Consider the following 19,957-nt stretch of genomic DNA (forward strand, 5'->3'; position numbering starts at 1 on the left):
TTTGATTAAATTGGGTAGATAAGCATCCTTTTTCCTATTGCACCGTCTTGATGGATTTTTGTTTGGCAGATCTGATTTCTTTAATTGTTTTTATGCCTTGAATGGTTTCTTTTTTTAATCTTATTAACTGTCCTTCTTCGTCGTAATCATAAAAAGTAGCATAATTATTCTCGTCCAATTCAGCGCTTAACCGAAGCGTGCGTGGATCATAGATATAACTTTTCATTTCCGCATTAAAGGGGTGAAGCCGGATATCATCAAAATATACATTACGTAAACTGTCATTGGCAAGGACCAGATTTGCGGTGCTTGCATCAGACGGGACCGAAAAAACGGTATCTATTTTCTGCCATCCTTCTATGATTACTCCACGTGGATAAAAATTGATGTAAGGCATTATGACACTACCCGGGAATTGAATGGCCATATGATTGTTGGAATAATTTGTACGATAACAGGGAACTCCGGCCGCATTGCCGCAATCCTCCCGCACCCATGCACTTAAAGCTATTTGTTTATTGGCAGGCAAACTAAAGACAGGGTTCAGCATGGACGAGTCTCCTGCAATAGGTGTATTGGAAGTGCACCCGGCTTGGGTTGTCAGGGAGGCGTAATCCGGAGATCCGCAATTAGAGCAGTTCCATTCATAGGTGTTTTCACTTTCAGCAGGACTTGAAGGCATTTGGGCCCTCTCGTTGCACGAGCCCAAAATATGATATATCCCTTTACATAGATATACTGAATAGCTACTGGTGGTATATTGCCCGACAGGAATAAATGGAATATTCATGGATACACTCTGCCCGCCACCATAAGGGTTCCCATTCAGATCATATATGATTACCGTCATGTTGTTACTATAAGTGGTGGCATTCGCCAAACCATTATAGGACGCTCTAAGGATCATGTTGAAATTATAGGTTCCAGCATTGGCTATTTGAATATAAGTATCCCAGGCAACATTATACCGGTGAAAAAGAGTATTACTGTTCGGAAATACCCCTATAGAAACGGCTGAGGTCCCGAAGGAAAAGGTTGGAGGGCTAAAATAGAGACTATTGGGATAGGTGGGATCGATAGTATAATTTCCTCCCAGGTTATTTAAAACCTGACTGGTTACGGTACCAAATTGCAGACTAAAATCCGGGTTGCTCACCGGATTCAGATTTAAGGGTTTGGTCACAACACTATTGGCATTGACAGCCATAACATATTTCCCGCTATGTGCAGTGAACGCTGCTGTGTCAGTATTAACAAGCCTTGCATTGGCAAGATTGGTAAGATCAAAATGCCTTGCTGAACAGGTGTATGGAATACTTTTGTTGATTTTTTCATTATACCCAATATCCTCCATTCCCTCATAGGCGGCCTCTGTATACATGGCATTGTTGGTTATAGCTATAGGGAAATTTTTGCTATACCCGTATTGGGCAGCTGTATATCTGTTGAGAGGATCCCTGGTCTCTAATTCCTGACCCTTGGCATTCACTTTGATAAGCTCACTGTTCCATACCCAATTAGTATTAGTGTTGTCCGGTACCAGATTGTTGGAGGAGTTAAATCCCCAATAATTATTGAATCCTGACAGGTATCCGTTCTTTCTGATCGTTGTATTTACTGCTGGATCCATTTCTGCTCGCGCCCCATAGTAGGAGTAACTTCGACATGGTTTGTAGTTTCCGACAAGTCCTATGACATAAGGATTGACATGTTTTTGCAAGGTGCCATTACAATCGATGCTTTCTACATACGCACAATTGATGAAGGTGAGAGATGTTTTTAAGATTTCATCATTATCAGTTTTCCATTTTTCCTTATAATCGATTGCCGAAGCGGCCACAACATTAGCTGTGTTATTTACGATCAATTGCCGTATTCCGCCGATGGTTTGGATTGGATTCTGCATGGAAGTGGCACTTCCAACGGACAGCCCAAGTTCATTGCGTTTACCGCTTCGGACAACTCTGAAACTAACTCCTGCCTTGGTGAAGGGTAGTCCAGCCGAGTCTAAAATCATCAAGTTCCGATTCGCAGATGGAACAGTAAGCGCTGTGTTATTCTTATTGGTATCAAAAACCCATACTTTATTCCTGTAAGGAGATTCCGTCACACAGCTTGGCGAACCTGTTGTAACAACATGGGGGTCGATATATAGTTCGTCACCGCTTTCAAATACACTCAGATCGGCTATTCCGCTGGTTATTTTACCACTGCTGATGTTTACCCCGCTAAACTGCATATCAATATTTTGATAGGCAGGCCCCATTCCACTGTATGCCCAATATGCCGGATAAGTCGTATTATAAATGGGATCATTAAATTCATTCATCGTTTTAGTTAATAAAGGATTTCCTGTCTCTCCGTCATAAGCAATGGTTTTGGAGGTAACCGTACTGCCTTTATCGTTGATAATGACACTGTCTTCAATGGCATGATAATTAATCAACTTTGTTGTTGTTACGGCCCGGTATTTATTTTCGGAATAGGCCTCCAGCGGATAGATAAACACCCCGAATACTGGCCAGGGTACAAAGGTGAAAAAGTCGACTTGCGCCTGCCCATTGAAGCCATTGCTGATGACGATGAATTCCCGAACATCGGTCATCAATTCCATATCAATGCCCATATTTCCTCTGCTTACTTTTCCACTTTGTTCATTGTGGACAAAATCCACGAGGTCATTCAAACCGTTGCTTCCGGTATTTTTATAAGTATGGAGTGTGTAGGAAAGTGGAGTAACTCCGTCATTCTCACTAAAGACAGATTGAGATTTCAATTTGCCATGCATATCATTAGTTTCCACCAGGAACCCCTGAGAACAAGCACGTTTGTCGATGGTTTCTTTATAAAAAAAGGTAAACGGAGGATTTTTATGATAATCCATTGTGAAAAGTGGTGTATATGCAGAAAAACTCGGGTAATCTCTGGCTGTGAAAAATTCAGTTACCTGTTTGCCGATGGCGGATTTTACTATGGAATCCGCATGCGTTCCATTTCTGTGAATTGAACGCACTGTAACTTTGCTGTATCCTACAAGTGGCGCTGGGTATAACCCTTCCAACGCAGGCATTTCTATGGATCCGTATTGGGCAGAGGCCAACGGTAATTTATTTTCAAATTGAAGTATTTCGCGAAATGGGTTTTCTTCACTGCCAATACCCGGCTCATATGAAGCAACCCCGCTGCTGATGGTAATGGGGGAACCGCTTACCGTTATTGAAGTCGTATAATCATAATCCTGTCCATATTGAGAGGTGTACTGATTGCTCATGGGATTCCAATTGTCTTTGACAGTTATCCTTTTTACCCGATACCCCCCTCCGTATTTAATAAAAGAAGGACTATTTAGGCGTACAAATGAATTCACCAGAGAAACGGTACTTCCATTGCCACTACTCCTCATCTGTGTCTCCGCATTTCTAAACGGGTTTTCAAGGCTGCCTAATTCGCTGGTTATCAAATCGAAAAGAGCAGCAATGCCGGTTTCATCACTTAGGTCATAGCCAGGGAAGGCTTGTCCGGGGAGATTTTCAATGAGGAAATGTACGGACGCATTGGCTAAGGGGCCTTTCCCATCCACCGGTCTCAATTTTAAATAAATTACGGTCCTATCCGCACTATTGGCACATAGGCCATAGTCATCATAATTGGCATAGACGGTAAGAGGTTCCATACCCTTGGGCATGTTAATGTTCAATTTAAATGCCAACTGGGTGATACCTTCCAGATAGTTGGAATAAATTTCCTGTCTGATCTTCAGGGGATCAGTATTCTGCAGGGGGGTGGGCAATTGAATATAGGCATAGTTCTGATCCTGGTTCTGATAAATAGAATAAAGCATATTATTCTGGGCATAGTTCACACTGTTCCCTAATCCATAAAGACGGAACATATTGCAGGCCCTCCGGTTCTGAACATAGGAATAATCATCAGCTTCATATTGCATTTCCATCTGACCGCCAGAGGGCAGCAATATTTTCTTTAATGTCCAGGCTCCTGCAAAAATATCGTTAGCCTCTTTATTCTGTGAAGTATAGGGATAATCGATATTACTCAGGCCATTCGGGTTCACTGCGGAACCAGCTGAATCTGTCATAGGCTTATAAGTCCCCCAACGATCCGAGGCATTATAGGAATAAAGCGGGTTATCCGTTTTGAATGCTACATTTCCATAATCAAATACATACATATTTTTGGATGCTCTTGATTGGCCATTGAAGGTGAAATAAATATTAACAAGAGTTAATTTCCCTCCGTTTGAATTATCAGGTGTGCCGTTGCAAAGAGCATAATTATATTCAAAATGTACTGTTTTTACCGGTACTGCTCCTCCCAGTCCATGGGCCTTTATGTCCGCTTTTGTATATAATACAATACTGTCCAATTTAAGATTGGCATTTTCATTGGCATTAATGCTCCCATCCATTTCCCCGTTTACCCCTTTGGAATCCTGACGACTGCTTGTATTGAATAAAGCGATCATAGACTTTGACTCAATTCCATGGAGGTACCAGGCTTCTCTTTCCCCGTAAGTCATGGTCGCTTTATTATCCCGTCGTTCAGTTTTAAGACCGATGTTAAAATGTGCCGTATTGCCATTCGAATTGTTGCGGGGAGTGCGCCATTTGTGAAGGGAAGAAGACATGGTATAATCGAACTTTACCGCTCCGCCCAGATCATCTTCCGTTATTCCGTTTCCGGTCACGTCTACATAATCCGGGGATAAAAGACCGGTAATCAAAAAGGAAGAAGCATAGGCGGGAATGGTTTGTATGTTGGTATATCCGTCAATGCCGTTACTTCCAGTGATACTTCCGGAATTAATGGTAGGCTCATCCGGATTGAAGTTGACCAGATTGGATGTGGCATTTCCATTATTGGATACCGAAAAGGTAAAATCTTTTTGAATTTTATTGTATACAGGTAATCCATATACATAACGCATTCCAGATGACTCCAGCACTGATATTTCTGAAATATGTTTTGCTTTCCGATAGCCACCTGTTCTGGGGATTCCATTGAACTGTAAGTTGTTATTGCTATCCAACGAATTTTGGTAGTTTTCCAGGATTGTATCTAATCCAATTCTTCCAGCATCTTCTGCTGTTAGCATGGTAATTACCTGGGTTCGTTTATCCCGCGACGGAATATTGGTCGTATTGGAAATGGGGATGGTTGATAAAACGGTGCCTGTTTTCTTACCGAATTGCTCCAACTGGGATTCCAATCTTGGTGAAACGGAAGATCCGTCCAGTTTGAATCTTACCAGATTGTCACCTCCCATCTTATTGATCATCATATCATTGGTTATCGTTGCCTCACCCGGATTCCGGAAATACACATTCTGGAAAGAATTATTTGGTGTACCACCATTAAACACCAATGTTTGATTCAATGTATTATTTCCATCATCCCAGTTCCCTGACCGGGTAGGGGAAGAAACAATATTCCAATTGCCCCCGAAATGACCGGCTGGTGCGATATCAAATCCAATAGAAAAGTTGTTGTCTTTTGAATTAGTTTCCTGGTCGCGCATAATTCCCAGATCGCCCCGGTAAGCTCTGATGGATCCTCCTGTCCCTTCGCCCTGGATCGTGAATATATCATAATCATATTGGGGAGCAGAAATAACCGGGGTATGTGGCGTTACTTCACCGTCATTGAGCCGGTTGAAATCCATGACCACATCCTTTCGGTTCTTTGCTTTTTCAAGGTATAAAAATCCTACCATTGGTTTGTTAATTGTCGTGCAGCCATCTGCTACTTTGGATATGGAAGAGTAGCCCTGAGCTGTTGCAGCTCCCCGGAGTCCGAACATCCCAGTTCCCAGTTCAATCTGCCCAGAAGTGGTAGAATACTGCATCGGCATGCGTAAAGCGGGTATATATGAGGGGCGTGCGAAACTGATGGTGGTATTGGAAATATCCGTTCTAAAGCTTCCTTTGTAGGAGGGCATGTTTTTTATGCCTGACGATACAGTACGATATGACTTCATTTCCGAATGAATATTCAGATCTTTAATACCTGTCCGGGAATTATAACTGGTGCTTAATCCTACTCCAACATCCATTTTCTGACTTACCGAATGAAGACCGGCATTTAATGAGGGAGAAAGGGTAAGGCCTGATCGGGAACTGAGCTTGGCATTCGCACCAAAGCTCACGTTTAACCCCTGGGTAGTATCATTTGGAGCTGATTTTTCATGGACGATAGTCTTTGTAATTGGAATACTAACCGAAACCCCAGCTCCCAGTTCTAATTCCGGCCCTAAATAATTGTTATATGAAAAACCAAGATTGAAGTTCACTTTTGGCTCTTTGATACCCACCATTTCCCCATCTATTCCTAATTCTGCTCCCCATGTTTTATTCGGTTTTACATTCTGCTCCTGGATCAATATATCTGTTCCGTCAAAATCATCAGGAACGCCTCTCATATTCCTGCTTACCGAACCAGGGTTAATGTTCCAGCCTAAACCCACCCAACTGGCCTCTTGCTCCATACTGATTCCTCCATTGTAGAATAAATTAACAGGATATCCCCCTACATCGAGAAGGGGAATGCTATATGAAAAATCCCCTGTAAAAAGATTAACCAGGTTATCCGAACCGACAGCTTTAAATGACCCGGCCTCAGGGGAACCCGGCCCTCCAATATCTACAGGTTTAGTAGAATTTTCTTTTTTTAACGGCAACTCAATCCTATTGGCATTGCTGGTCCCCCCTCCCTTCTTAATTTCGAATTTCTCTTGCTTTCGCCCGGTTAATTCCCAGGCCGCCTTTCTGGAAATCCCTCTATCCTTCCGGTTATAGATTGGGTAGCGATTCAGACTGGAATAATTACCCGCCATGGAATAAAAAGGAAATATCACCTGAAGATAAAATACAACGTACAACAAAGCTGCTATATATCGCCTGAATCTGTTGGAAAGCGTTTGAATCATATGTTTATGGTTGAGGCTATTCTTTTTATTTAATTGTAAATGACAGCGAATTCATCCTTCCGTCAGGAGACTGAATAATGGCCGTATATGTATTTTTGCTTTGAAATTTCCTGTTTAACGGGATATGCAGGTAATTGTCGCCTTGTCTTATTATTAATTTTGTCTTATATTGAACAATGCCTTTTTCATCCTTTAAAATAAGGGATACTTCATGTGCCGCGATTTCCGAAATGAATTTGATATGAAGGAATTCAGGTTCAATGATCTCCCGGCCATTGCCTTTCCCATCCATCAATAGATAGACCAGGTTATTACCTGGGATGGTCGTCTTTTTATCCGGCATTCTGAAGGACCATATCTCGGATTTTGCACCATATTGCTGGCGGTCTTTTGCGATGACCTGCCAGACGTACTTTTTTCCCTCCTCCAATTGAGGCCCTTGGATGGGGAAAGTGAAGAAGGGCTGCCGAAGTCCTTGCGCTTGCTGCAATGGAAGATTTTTGGTGATAGCATCCGAAATGGATTGACCATCATAGAGAGGGGAGATTAACAAGTCATAATTCAGGTCACTGAACATGGATATCGGTGCAGGAGGCATCCAGGTGAAATCTGGGTTGGACCTAATAACCACCGAATCATTGTCTGGCATGGTCAATAAAGGAGGGCTTAAAGGTTCCACTTCTATTTCTTCACAATCGTCGGCCGCTGCAGTTTGATTCTCACCATAGGTCCAGATCAATTGATAACAGACCTGGAATTTCCCCAGCGGTAGCATTCCATTGGAGGATCTGTCTACTACCGTTCCTGACCCATATGTATAGATGATTGGTTCAAGTGCTTGCATTTGGACCATTTTCACCCCTTGGGGAACATGAAATGGGGCAGATATAGCAGACAATACTGTTTGATGGGTCTGTATATCTTTCATTTCAATGTGTATAGTTGCCTCCACCGCCGATACGCTGGTATTGGAAATTGAGACATTCCACAACTGTGCTTTTAAATACAGTCCACCGGTCTGCACGGGAACGATATTAAACTGTCCGTGAAGAAGAGTACCATAAAGAATTGAAAATGTCAAAAAGTAAAGTCTTACACGATAATTGCGCTGCATGATCGTAATTTTTTATTTTATCAAAATACCTTTACCCAAACGGCTCTTCCCCAATCATTCGACACCAGTCCGTTTAACCCATTCGGAATATAATCTTTACTGTACTGGACACGGAGGCTTCCTATACTCCCAACCCGGATATTCATCTCAGCAGAGCCTCCCCAATACCCAATCCTGGCGTCTGGCAGAAAACTATTTTTCAAACCTGCGCCTACCGTCAATATTTTCCCAATGGCCAGATCAGCCCGCTGCTGGGATACCCAATATCGTAGCCCTGGCTGCCGGCTGTATTGAAAGTCGGTTTGCATATGTACTTTGCTTAAGGTGAGATTATGCGTATACTGAATTGTGCTGGCATTGTACAATACGAATCCGGAATCCGTTCCATGGTTGTAGAACCTGGAGTAGACGATTGAACTGTTCATGCGAATTTGTTTGATTTGATAATCATAGAATATACCAGCTGTTAAGGCATAATATATGGTTTCTGAAAGAATACCTGCCGGACTCCTAATTAGCTGTGAACTGGGCATATACCCGGCTGAAAATACAGGCCATTTTTTCTTCCGATAGACCACCTGCAGACTTTTAAAGTACGTAGAGGTGCTATAAGAAGTGGCGAGCAATGGATTATCAAAATTGCTTTTCTTTATTTGCAGATTAATGGACAACCGGTCTCTGAATAAATACTGACGCAACCTGAATCCCCATCCTTCCTGTTTGTTGCCATAATTGAAAATGCTGAAAGACTGAAAATTTGCGCCGATGTTTTTGTAGAATAAATTGATTGTGGAATGGGTAGATGGAATGGTGATATTGAACTTTGCTGAAATAGCCTCATTATTGCGATCAGAGAATGAAAAAGCATGATTGATCGATCTGCTTCTGTCTCTCCCAGAAGTGTATGGAGAGGAAGATTTTGCTCCTTCGATGCTGAAATCTGCATTTTGGGTAAGCTTGTATTTTGCCTCAAGGGAATAGCCAAAAATATGCATGGTGTTGATAACCGGGACCGACGGAATGGAAACTCCGGTATTACCACCAAAATTGTTCTTTGTTCCTCCGTAAGCCGTAAATATAAAAACCCGCTTTTCCTTGTCACCCCATCCAAAGCGACCTAATACCAGGTTTTGCCTGGGCATGGATCCCGGATGGACAATAAAATCCCTGAAAAGATAATCAACACTACCAACAGCAAAGGCAGCATAATAAGAAGGATTATATTCTACATTTAAGCCATTCAGGCTGATATTGCTGACGGTCAGATCCGAATAGTTTACTGAACTACGACCTATACTGAAATGAGTAATAGATAATAGCCTTTTATCCGTTTCCCCCAAATTGTGGGTACCAGCCTTTTTCTCAAGATCCTTCAATTCGCCAACCGACCGGGCATTGCTTACTCTTATTGCGTAATTCTTAATAATGGAATCCCTTGCCATCCCTATGCTATCTATCCAACGACGGTTCACCTGAATCATTTTATATAATGAATCAGCAACACCTTTTTTGGCCTTAATTTTTTTCTCTGTTTCGCCAGGTTGATGCATTGTCGTCCAAATAGAATCGATTTGTGTACCAAGTTGTCTGGAAAGGGAATCTTTCGATAGAGGAAGGCCTTTGCCGGGGAATTTTGAAAACCCCGCCTTCCTTGGAGCTTCCTGAAAAATTTCAGGAAGCTCTTTTGAGCCTGCCAAGTGGTCTTTCTCCTCTGACAGCAAAAGCATTTTCCTGTACAGTCGTTCTTTTTCCTCCACTATTTCCTGGGTCCTGGCTGGGTTGTCAATCCAATTCTTTAAAGCGAAATATTTCTCCCTTTGAGCATTCACCTTTTCCTCAAATTTCCGGGTACTATCTGAAAGAGAAGTCTTTTTAATCATATCGGCAATCATAACATCCTTAATGCCCTGCTGATATTGCCGATGATTAAAATCTATATTTATATCGGTAAAGTTTCGGAAATAGGGCGAATTTGATTGCCTGGAATTTAAATACAAACGGAAAGGGAATTTTCCTTTGAGGATTGCATTCGCATAGATTTGTTCATTATGCTGTTGAAGATTGGATGCGGCGAAAGGGGTATCCAGCCTGGCTCGGTAATCGAAAGTATAGGCTATGTTACCATGTAATTGGAAGAAAGAAGAATTTGGGGCCATTGATTTTGTTTCGGGGATTTCCCGTATAACCGTCACATCGTGTGTTCGCGGATTTGGTAAAACTATCGAATCCATAAAACTGGATTTGCAGGAGCTCTGCCTGGGGTAATGAATAATAATGTTTGTTTTAGCCGAATCAATCTGAGCATAGGACCTTTTACCCATGCCTATACAACAAAGGGAAAAAAACATAATATATCTGATCCATCGTATTTTATCCAAGGGCATATCAATAAAATTTATGCGCCTGCTTTTATTTTTGAATAATAGTCTGCCGCCTTTTCTTTTTCAATTTGTTCAGTTGTTCCTGTAATAAATCGATCATTTTTTCTTGTTCTATCATCTGTTTTGACTGTTTATCCAACACCAGGATCTCTTGTGTTTGAGCGGCTTGCCTTTTTTCCTGGTTAATCAGATACAAGGTCAACTCTTCTGTTTTTTTGAGTAGCGCTGTTAGGTTGTCTCCCAATTCGATCCCGTTCTTCTGAATTTCATCTTTTGAAGAAATGCCAGGGAGATGCCGGTTCTTTTTCAGGTACCTTTCCAGATCTTTTAATTCAGGTAAGTGATAGTCCCGATGAAATACATAATCCGGCCATGCATTTTGGGCTTTTACCGTTATAGAGGTGAATAAAGCTGTGCCATTTACTGCCAGTCTATACCCCGCTGTATTCGAAGTGCCTATCCCTACGCTGGTATCCTGGGTATTGAAAATGGAATTAATTACTCCCTGCCAATGACCGGATGTGCCGAAAGAAGAGAGTGATTTAAGCATCAATTTACCTTGTGTATCAGTAGTTAGAAGTGAGTCAGCGGTTTCGTAATTGGGTAGCGAGGGGAATTGAATTTTATTGAAATAATAAATCATTAAATGGTTGGATCCGATCGACAAAGTGCCTCCGACAAAATAGCCAAGTGAAAATTGGATGGAGCCTCCGAGGGGGGTAGAGAACATGGCAATTAGAGTCGAATCAGTAACATATCTGAGGGACGAACCTAGTGGGGGTGCTGTTGGATTACTTGTATAGAGGGTTAGGCCAACTGTTAAGAATGGATTAGGAAAAGTACGAACAGGACTTAATTTGTATAAGCTTAAACTATTTACAGCGGATGTTATATTAATAGAATTCTTAGGATCCAGTGCATTTTTATAAGTTAATTGAAATGGCTGGATCAACACCGTTCCTCCCAAAGTTACTGAATCACCTTTTTCTATTACCCCTCCTGAGAATCTAAACGATTTTAGCTTTATATTACCATTTGTATCAGTGGTTAATACGGAATTAAAAAGACTGTCATTTTTAAATTGGCCAAATCGGACACTTCCGGTAGTATGTAGTTGTGCTGTAGGGGTTTTTACACCAATACCAATTTTTCCATCTGGCAGAATACTCAATCGTTCAAGGCTCTTGGTGCGTAAGGAAAGACGAAGGCTATCTGTAGTTCCTAAAAAATTGCTATCCGGTTTAGTGCCGATATTCCCAAGCACCGACCAATAGGTATTTAAAGATTTTATATTAACAGTGATTGATGTTGTTTGAGTATTTCCCAGGGTATCAATAGCTCTAACTTTAATTATAGAACTTCCTTCTTTATTTACAGGCCAAACAATACTATAAGGTGCTAATGAATCTTCTCCAATTTTATTGCTATCCAAAAAAAACTCTACCCTACCAATTGCTCCGTTGGTTTCTGAAGCACTAGCCGTAATGGTAACTGTGCGGTTTTTTAATATGTCCTCATTATTCAGGGGACGGGTAATACTTATGTTTGGTGCCGGAGCTGCAGTCCGCCCTCGAATAATCTGGATTCCGTTTATACTGGCTACATTTGACCCGCTAAAGGTATTGACGTATATCCTTATTTTGCCATTAGCATCTGATGCTATATTATTGAATGTGGCTCCTCCGGAAGTATTGAAATTGCCGTTTATGGAAATCCCCGTATAGATAATGGCACCGGAAACGGTAAATCGCATCGGGTTCAAATTAAAAGTTCCAGGGACATTGGTGATAAAACTGCCAGTCATTTTTATCGTATATACACTATCGACTTTAAGCCCGGAGATTTCCAGTTGCGGTAAAGCGGAATTATAAAGACCATAAAAACCTCCGAATTGGAACCAATGATTCAACATGACAGCTGCTGGGAAAAATGTACCGCCAGGCGCCCCCCCTCCATCGGCAGCAGAAGATCCATTATAATTCGCCCAATTGGCCGTTGCAATCGACGTTATATTAATTCCTGCAGTTGGATCGCTGCCAACTCTAACTCCAGTTGTCGGATCTCCGGATATATTGATCCACCCTGTTACTGGTTGCGAAGCTTTGGAAAAATTAAAATTGGTAGTAATTTGACCCTGTAAACAAATGCTGCCGAATATCGAAATTAAAAAGAGGAAGAGGATCGATTTTTTAAGACTATGATTTTGACGAGATGCTTTCATGACTAATGATTTTTTATCACATTCCCTTTTTCAATTGTTCTAGCTGATTCTGCAAGTCGGTCAGTTTTTTAGACTGATCCTGTAGTTGTCTATTCTGCTGTTTTAATCGTTGTATCTCCAATTCCTGTTGTGTCAATTTTTTATCCTGTTCAATTAGGTAAAGGGTTAATTCTTCAATCTTTTTTAGTAAGGTAACCTGATTATGTCCGAGGTCTATGCCATTTCTTTCTACCTCTGCAGCCGAATTTACTCCCGGTAAATGCTGATGTTCTGACACATATCGCTCTACTTCCTTTAACTCTTGTAGTCTATACCCGGGCTTAAACACATAATCCGGCCAAAGATTTTGTGGTTTTACCTTTGCTTTGGTGAAAATGGCGTTTCCGTTTACTGCTAATTTATACCCCTGGGTGTTTGAGGTTCCAATGCCGACATTATCCAAACTGTCGAAGATTGTATTTCCTGATATTTTCCACCTGGAAAGATTACTAAGAGCGGTAATGGATTTAAGCTTTAGATATCCTTGAGCATTCGTAGTTAGAACTGAATCTCCTGCAGCATTATTAACAAAAGATGGAAATTGTACAGTTGAGGCATTCATTTTTATCGACCCTGTCGCTTGCATTTCTATGGATGTTGACCCAAGTGAATCTGCCGCTTCTATTTTTATACCGCTTTGCCCATGCAGAAGTTCTGTAAATCCACTAATCGTAGAATGAAACCTATGTGAGGCAGTTGCTGGCCCTATATAGCTCTCCAATATATAATTAGAACCATTATTGCCACCTGTGGTATCGGAGTTTAAATTTAAAGCAGAGCCACTTAGGTAACCCCCACTTGGATTGTTCGAGCTGAGAGATAAATTATTGTTCGTAGCTGTCAATTTGGAATAATAAGTTGTAGTTGGGTTTAAAAAATTCAAATTAAACTGTCCTCCGGCATATTTTGTTATATCCACGTCCCCACCTAAGACTATCGAATCTCCCTTTTGAGTAAGCCCATTTGCAAAAATTAATTTTTTCAACTTCAGATTCCCGATCGTATCCGTAACTAAAACAGAGGTAGACGCACTATCGTTTTTAAATTGATCGAATCTTACACTACCGGTTGTATGTAATTGGGCCAATGGAGTGATTGTGCCAATCCCGACATTTCCGGTGGGAGATATACTCATTCTTTCGAGATTCTTTGTCCGGAATGCGAGGCGAAAACTATCGATAGTTCCCAGGAAATTGCTGTCGGGTTTGGTTCCAGTATTTCCTGTAAGCGACCAATAGGAGCTTAGTGACCTAACGCTTACATTGACAGTAGACGAATTGTTATTTCCGAATCCATCCGTGGCTTTAACCTTAATGCTATATGTACCTGTATCTGGTCCGGACCAAATAAGACTATAAGGTGTGGTTGAATCTTCCCCTATCTTATTGTTATTAATAAAAAATTCGACTTTGGTAATTGATCCCCCTGTTTCTGAGGCATTGGATGTTAGTGTAATTCCTCCATCCTTCAGGATAATATCGTTATTAAGTGGATATGTCAGGCTTACTATAGGTGATGGTGCAGTTGTATGGCCACGAATGATTTGGATTCCATTAATGCTTGCCACATTGGATCCTCCGTACGTATTGACGAATATTCTGATTTTCCCATTGACATCTGGGGAGACATTATTAAAAACTGCTCCATCGGCAGTATTAAAATTTCCATTGATAGAAACATATCCATTGTTAATTGCGCCTACGACGGTGAACCTCATTGGGTTAAGATTGAAGGTTCCTGGAACATTTGTAATAAAACTTCCTGTCATTTTTATCGAATAGACACTATCTACTTTAAGACCTGATAATTCCAATTGAGGAATTGTGGCATTGTACAAACCATTTGTGGCGCCGAATTGAAACCAATGATTTAGCATGACTGCTGAAGGAAAAAAGGTCCCTCCTGATGCACCTCCGCCATCCGCAGCAGCAGAGCCACTATAATTTGCCCAATTGGCTGTTGCAATTGAGGTAATGGCTATTCCGGCGGTTGCATCCGATCCGGTACGTATACCGGTAGTTGGATCTCCGGAAACATTGATCCAGCCTGCCACAGTTTGCGAAGTCTTGGAGAAATTGAAACTGGTCGTTTGAGCTACTGCGTAAAAAGGTGTAAATACGATCATTGGCAGCATCAGTAATGCCAATCTATGGAGTGTAGACATATGAAATTTTATTTCTCGATTAGGGATAGACAATACATGCCTGTTTCCGAAAACGATCAGTAATGGATTGAAAAAAGAGAGGAAACAATATGGTTTAAGGACTAGGCCTGGCCGAACCAGTCAGCAGAAAGAATAGTTGAAGGTTGGGCAAAAGAGAATAGGCTCTTGGATGGAGGAAAAGGGTTTTCATCAGAAAGGTTTGTTTATAGTTTAAGAGTTTGATTTGTTCTAAGGCTGGATTAATGTAAGGGCAGGATTATTGCATGAATATATATTTTTTATTTGAAACAAAAAATATCCTAAACTCCATTATGGTCGGGATTTAAAATATGCCTGATTGGCTCTATATTTTTACTATGTATAACCTGTTTGTTTTAAGCAGGAGTAGATGTTTTTTTGGAGGAAATTATTTTTTTTAGAAATCAATCAAGTATTTTTAAAATTTCAATCCAGGTGCATTTATATTAATAATAGGTGCGTATACGAAAATTTAATCATAATTAGTATGAACTCTCATTTCCGAAAGTGTAATAGTTTCAAAAGATCGTTAACGTAGCAAATAAAATGGATCTTCAATAAAACAAAACCGCCCCGAATGACTTATTCATCCGGGGCGGCAAATTTTATAAAACTATTCTCTTAATCAGCTAAATACTGAAACTAATTCTTTTCAAAAACCAGTATCGGATATTCTCCTTTCAGCCCATACTTTTCGGGATTCTCTTCTTCCTTTTTATAGAGCCAGTTCAGGATCTGCTGCCCGAACAATCCTTTATGAATATAGGCCTTCATGAAAGGAACATTAACGGTACGCCAGACCTTCAGTTGGAAGGAGAAGGGAAGATGGGTCTTGAAATATTCGTAGGGGTGAGCATGAAAATATAATAATTTCTCGGGGGCACCCTTCTGTGCCAATTTATTGAACGTCCGGGCGATCCGGTTCTTAATGAACATCATGCCTCTGGAGCGCATGAGCCAGAAGTTCATCCAGGGAGAATGTTTGAACCATTCATAAACGATCACTCCCTTACCTTTGGATTTCAGGATCCGGTAGAGTTCTTTCATGGCAGTCACCTGCTCATCTTTGGGGATATGATAGATCGTATTCAAGGAAACGAAGCCGTCAATCTGGCCGTCCTTGAACGGCATATTGGTCATGTCGGCCAATACGCAAATTCCTTTATCTCCCAGTTTGCGTTTGGCTTCCGTCAAAGCGGTGAAGGAAAAGTCCACGCAGATCCGGTATTTATAATCAGCGGAATATTGCAGATAATCCGGAAACTGCAGGGCGCCGGAAGCGGCGTCCAGCATATAGGTGCCGCTGGGATTTAGGAAACGGCTTACGCGGTCATGACATTTTTTGATATAATCTTTCGTTACATCACGAAGGTCTTCAAAGATAACCGCGTCCTCATAATCCCCTTCTTCATTGGCGAACCAGCCTTTTTCATCATAGAAATTCTTGACCAGTTGTTTGTCGGCACTGATGGTATCTTTTAAAATATGCTCTTTGGAATCAACGAGTGCCAGGTCCTTCATTAATAACACGATCTCTTTGATGATCGGATAAATGTAATCTCCTTTAACGGAAATAAGACCCTTGGAGAGGGTAGTGGTAAATGGTTTCCCATCAGCCTGCCAAAGCTCCCCCTTTGCTATTTTTTGATTTAAAGCATCCAGTTCGGATGTTTGTAAAGCGCGGAGGTCATTTCCGGTAAAAGGACATTTCAAGATCGATATCCATTCCATGTGCTGGCGGGGTTTAAGTAAAAAATTAACTGTTAGAATTTATAATATACTCTTTTCTGTAATCGTCTTGTTTTGACAGGCTATGCTACACCTTTCTTTTTTGCTTTTGTGGCCAGACTGATCGCCTTATACAATTCACTCATACAATTCTCCCAGGTATGGCTCCGGGCAAAGACGATCCTTTCATTTTCTTTTTCCGGGTTATTTTCCGAAAGGGCTTTTTGGATCAGGGCCGGGTACTCGCCAGGGTTATCTGCCAGGTAAGTATGCCCTTCGAAGATCTTCATCGCCATGGTCCGGGTGGCGATTACGGGTCTTCCCATCGCCAGGTATTCATCGATCTTAAGCGGGTAATTCCCTTTGGTGATCTGATTCTTTAGCTGCGGATTGATACAAACGGTGAATGCCCTGACATATGCAGGTAAAAGATCGAAAGGCTTTCCGCCGGTAAAATGGACATTCGGAAGCTGATGCAGATCGCTTTGCCGGAACACTTCGTCTTCAGGCCCTACGAGAACGACATTCCATTCCGCATTTGCCCGGGCGATGGTATAGATGATCTCCAGATCCAGCCTGGCTGAATCGAGGGCACCGATATAACCTATTATCGGGGAACGCAATTGTTGAATATCCTCCGGAACTGCGAAAGAACGGGTATGATCGAAATAATTAAAATCACAGCCCTGTCCGATATAATAGGAATGGTCATTAAAACCGGAGCCATATTCCGCATAATAAAGGGAATTGGCGACCACGGCATCTGCTTTCCCGATTAGTACCGGCTCTAATTTGGAGACATGTTTTTTCCAATAATCGTAACCCTGCAGGAAATCCCGGAAATAGTAAATGTATAAGGAAGGTTCCAGGAGTTCTTTCAAATAGAACCCATTATAAACCTCATTGTCGTTAAAAAGAATGATCTGTTTAAATCCCAGTTCCCCGATAGCCTGCCGGATGTCTTTAGCGAATTTGCGATTATTGAAATAATTGACCGCATTAAAGGCGATGGTAGAGGGAAGCCAGTTGACAGATTCGATAAGGGTACCGGGATAATATTCCCAAAGATTCGAACTGATCTTCCTTAGTTTTTCCTGCTTTTCCCTGAGGATGGTAACATGTTTGTCAATCATCGGATCTCCGACCTTTGAAAAATAGGCTTTTCGTTTGATGGGAAAATTGACATACAATACCCGGTTATTTTCGGCCAGGAGCTGGGCAATATTCTTGGCATTACAGCCGGTGGGAAAATACCAGGGCTGGAGCCCTACGATAACAATATCCCTTCCCCTGAGTACGGGAATTGCCTCAGTGGAAGCTCCGGGCGGGATTGGGTAGTTATTTGTTTCGATAGGTGGAAAATCTATTTTATCCAAGGACGGGTTCATGTATTTACGTTGAATGATGCTATTCCAGGGCGGCTCCGGTCATTTAGCCTTTTAATTTATTCAGGCCCTTTAATAAAATAGGAGGCATGATCAAACGGATAGCTTCTTTAACAGACGTGGAAAAACGGGATTGTGAATCGTCCTTCCTGTATTTGAAAATAGTATTGTGATCCTCGACTCCTTTAAGAATTTCTTCTTCCGGTCTTCCGTTGGTATAATAATACAGGGCCAGAGATTTTCTGGTACGGTCCGGCGGACAGGTCAGGGGATTGGGATGCCCGTGATAGGAGGTTGAAGTAGTAGAAAATAAGGCCATCCGGTTAAAAAGAGGCAGGATCTTTTTTCTGCTCTCCTTCATATCCTTATCCCATAATTCAAAATGTCCGCCATATTCTTCATGCCAGTCTTCGTTAAGATAGACCAGTACATTCAGTCTCCTGTCGAGTTTGGTAATAGGATGTTTGTTAAAATCAGCATGGAGCTTTAACATGCCTCCCGGCTGTATCTGGTGACATCCACCACCGTCAAAAAAGGGATCGGGTATGAGGTTTTCGATACCCGTCAATTCGGATAAAAATTCCAGAAAAGGCTGAGAATTCAAATAATGCATGAATTCTTTGGTCAGGGGGCCGAAACGATATTCTCCTTTTGAGGCGAGCTTGACCTGGTTAGGGTCGTTAAATTTAATGTCCGCTTTTTGGGTGAGATCAGGAAATTCTTCCAGAACCTCTTTCAGTCTTTCCGGTATGAAAAAGTTATCAAAATAAATATTGGGGAAGGGATCACCGTGAACATACTCACTGTTCTTTTCTTTTGCAAAAGCCTTCAGATCGTCGACGGATTTGTCAATAAAAGTCATATTAAGAGTATTAAGATATAGGGTGAAATTATAAAAAATGTATATGTATAACGTATATTTCGGTGAATTCTTATTCCACGTCCGCAAAAAACAACTGTATAATCAGCCTTTGCCAATTAATTACGACTTTAGATCAAAAAGCAAGCTATCTGAATTTCTGCCACAAATATAAAAAATAATTGGGCAGATGTCCTATATCCGCGAGCCTAAAACGCATACTACCCAAAGACCCCTTAACTGTGGACAAGGTACGAAGACAAAAAATATTTTTTTACAAGAGCAAACTGTCGTATCTTTTCTTACGTATACACCTTAATTCTTCCTCCAATCCTGTCAAACTCCGTTTTAAATCCAAAATTCCTACCGGGTTATTCTGGTTAAATCTATTAAAATACCAATTCCTGTATTTAGAACCAGCAATTTCCTATCTCCTACCGATTGTAAGCCATCAGACCGACGTCACCTCTTTTTTTGAGCAAATTATAGATTCTAAGGCATTATCACCCTTTTGGACAGGGAATAAATAAACCCTTGGTATAGTAATTGCATAAAAACGGATAATTAAAGGGAAAAATTCATATAATTATAATTTTATACTTGTTAGGATTTATATTTTACACTTGTTCGGACATTTTTTTTGTTGATTTAGATAGAAAATGCATTTTTTATTCACACTAATAGTTTAATTATGAGAGCCTTTAGAAAACTGCTGTTCGCTGCTTTGATCATTGCGCCGACTTTTTTACCAACCCAGACCAGGGCTAACGGTTTGATCGATTGGATCATTGGCCTTTTTGATAAGGATGATAAGAAGGGTAGTGGGAATAATGGGAATCAAAACGGGAATAATGGGGATAACGGGAATCATTATGGCAATGATAAAGATACCGGAAAGGGCAACAGTGTTCCGCTTGACGGGGGGATCGTCTTCCTGTTTGCTGCAGGTCTTGGCCTTGGCACCAAAATGATTTACGATGCCAACAAAAAGAAGCTTATCGCAAACAGTACTATTTAGACTGTATTTTTTATCCTGAGAACGGTGGGAACGGCTAATTTAAAGGGGGGAAAGATTCCCCGACCTATTGCCTTATTTTTCATAAAG

9 protein-coding genes are annotated in these 19,957 nt (G+C 41.2%); 1 reads left to right on the top strand and 8 read right to left on the bottom strand.

The features are described 5' to 3' along the window. Positions 1 to 34 precede the first annotated feature (34 nt). The 8 genes from ACX0G9_RS08550 to ACX0G9_RS08585 form a co-directional block, all read right to left on the bottom strand. Entirely contained in the window at positions 35 to 6,943 is a 6,909-nt protein-coding gene (locus tag ACX0G9_RS08550) for a hypothetical protein (protein ID WP_459064465.1), read from the bottom strand. 25 nt (positions 6,944 to 6,968) lie between these two features. After that, on the bottom strand, positions 6,969 to 8,057 hold the full coding sequence (locus ACX0G9_RS08555) for a hypothetical protein (RefSeq protein WP_459064466.1): 1,089 nt from the start codon (positions 8,055 to 8,057) through the stop codon (positions 6,969 to 6,971). A 20-nt stretch (positions 8,058 to 8,077) separates the two neighbouring features. Next, positions 8,078 to 10,288 carry a hypothetical protein gene (locus tag ACX0G9_RS08560; protein ID WP_459064467.1) on the bottom strand — a complete coding sequence of 737 codons (2,211 nt, stop codon included), beginning with the start codon at positions 10,286 to 10,288 and terminating at the stop codon, positions 8,078 to 8,080. A 178-nt stretch (positions 10,289 to 10,466) separates the two neighbouring features. Continuing rightward, positions 10,467 to 12,659: an Ig-like domain-containing protein gene (locus ACX0G9_RS08565; protein ID WP_459064468.1), complete on the bottom strand. Its 2,193-nt coding sequence runs from the start codon at positions 12,657 to 12,659 to the stop codon at positions 10,467 to 10,469. Positions 12,660 to 12,675: 16 nt separating this feature from the next. Then, positions 12,676 to 14,751 carry an Ig-like domain-containing protein gene (locus ACX0G9_RS08570; RefSeq protein WP_459064469.1) on the bottom strand — a complete coding sequence of 692 codons (2,076 nt, stop codon included), beginning with the start codon at positions 14,749 to 14,751 and terminating at the stop codon, positions 12,676 to 12,678. A gap of 771 nt (positions 14,752 to 15,522) precedes the next feature. After that, the gene (locus ACX0G9_RS08575) at positions 15,523 to 16,611 is read right to left on the bottom strand and encodes a class I SAM-dependent methyltransferase (protein ID WP_459064470.1); all 1,089 of its coding nucleotides are present in this window, start codon (positions 16,609 to 16,611) and stop codon (positions 15,523 to 15,525) included. A gap of 80 nt (positions 16,612 to 16,691) precedes the next feature. Further along, entirely contained in the window at positions 16,692 to 17,996 is a 1,305-nt protein-coding gene (locus ACX0G9_RS08580) for a glycosyltransferase (protein ID WP_459064471.1), read from the bottom strand. A 43-nt stretch (positions 17,997 to 18,039) separates the two neighbouring features. Further along, positions 18,040 to 18,855: a 2OG-Fe(II) oxygenase gene (locus ACX0G9_RS08585; protein ID WP_459064472.1), complete on the bottom strand. Its 816-nt coding sequence runs from the start codon at positions 18,853 to 18,855 to the stop codon at positions 18,040 to 18,042. A gap of 688 nt (positions 18,856 to 19,543) precedes the next feature. Here ACX0G9_RS08585 and ACX0G9_RS08590 point away from each other — a divergent pair. After that, the gene (locus ACX0G9_RS08590) at positions 19,544 to 19,870 is read left to right on the top strand and encodes a PID-CTERM protein-sorting domain-containing protein (RefSeq protein ID WP_459064473.1); all 327 of its coding nucleotides are present in this window, start codon (positions 19,544 to 19,546) and stop codon (positions 19,868 to 19,870) included. The last annotated feature ends 87 nt before the right edge of the window (positions 19,871 to 19,957 follow it).

The sequence above is a fragment of the Flavitalea flava genome (genome assembly GCF_054461575.1).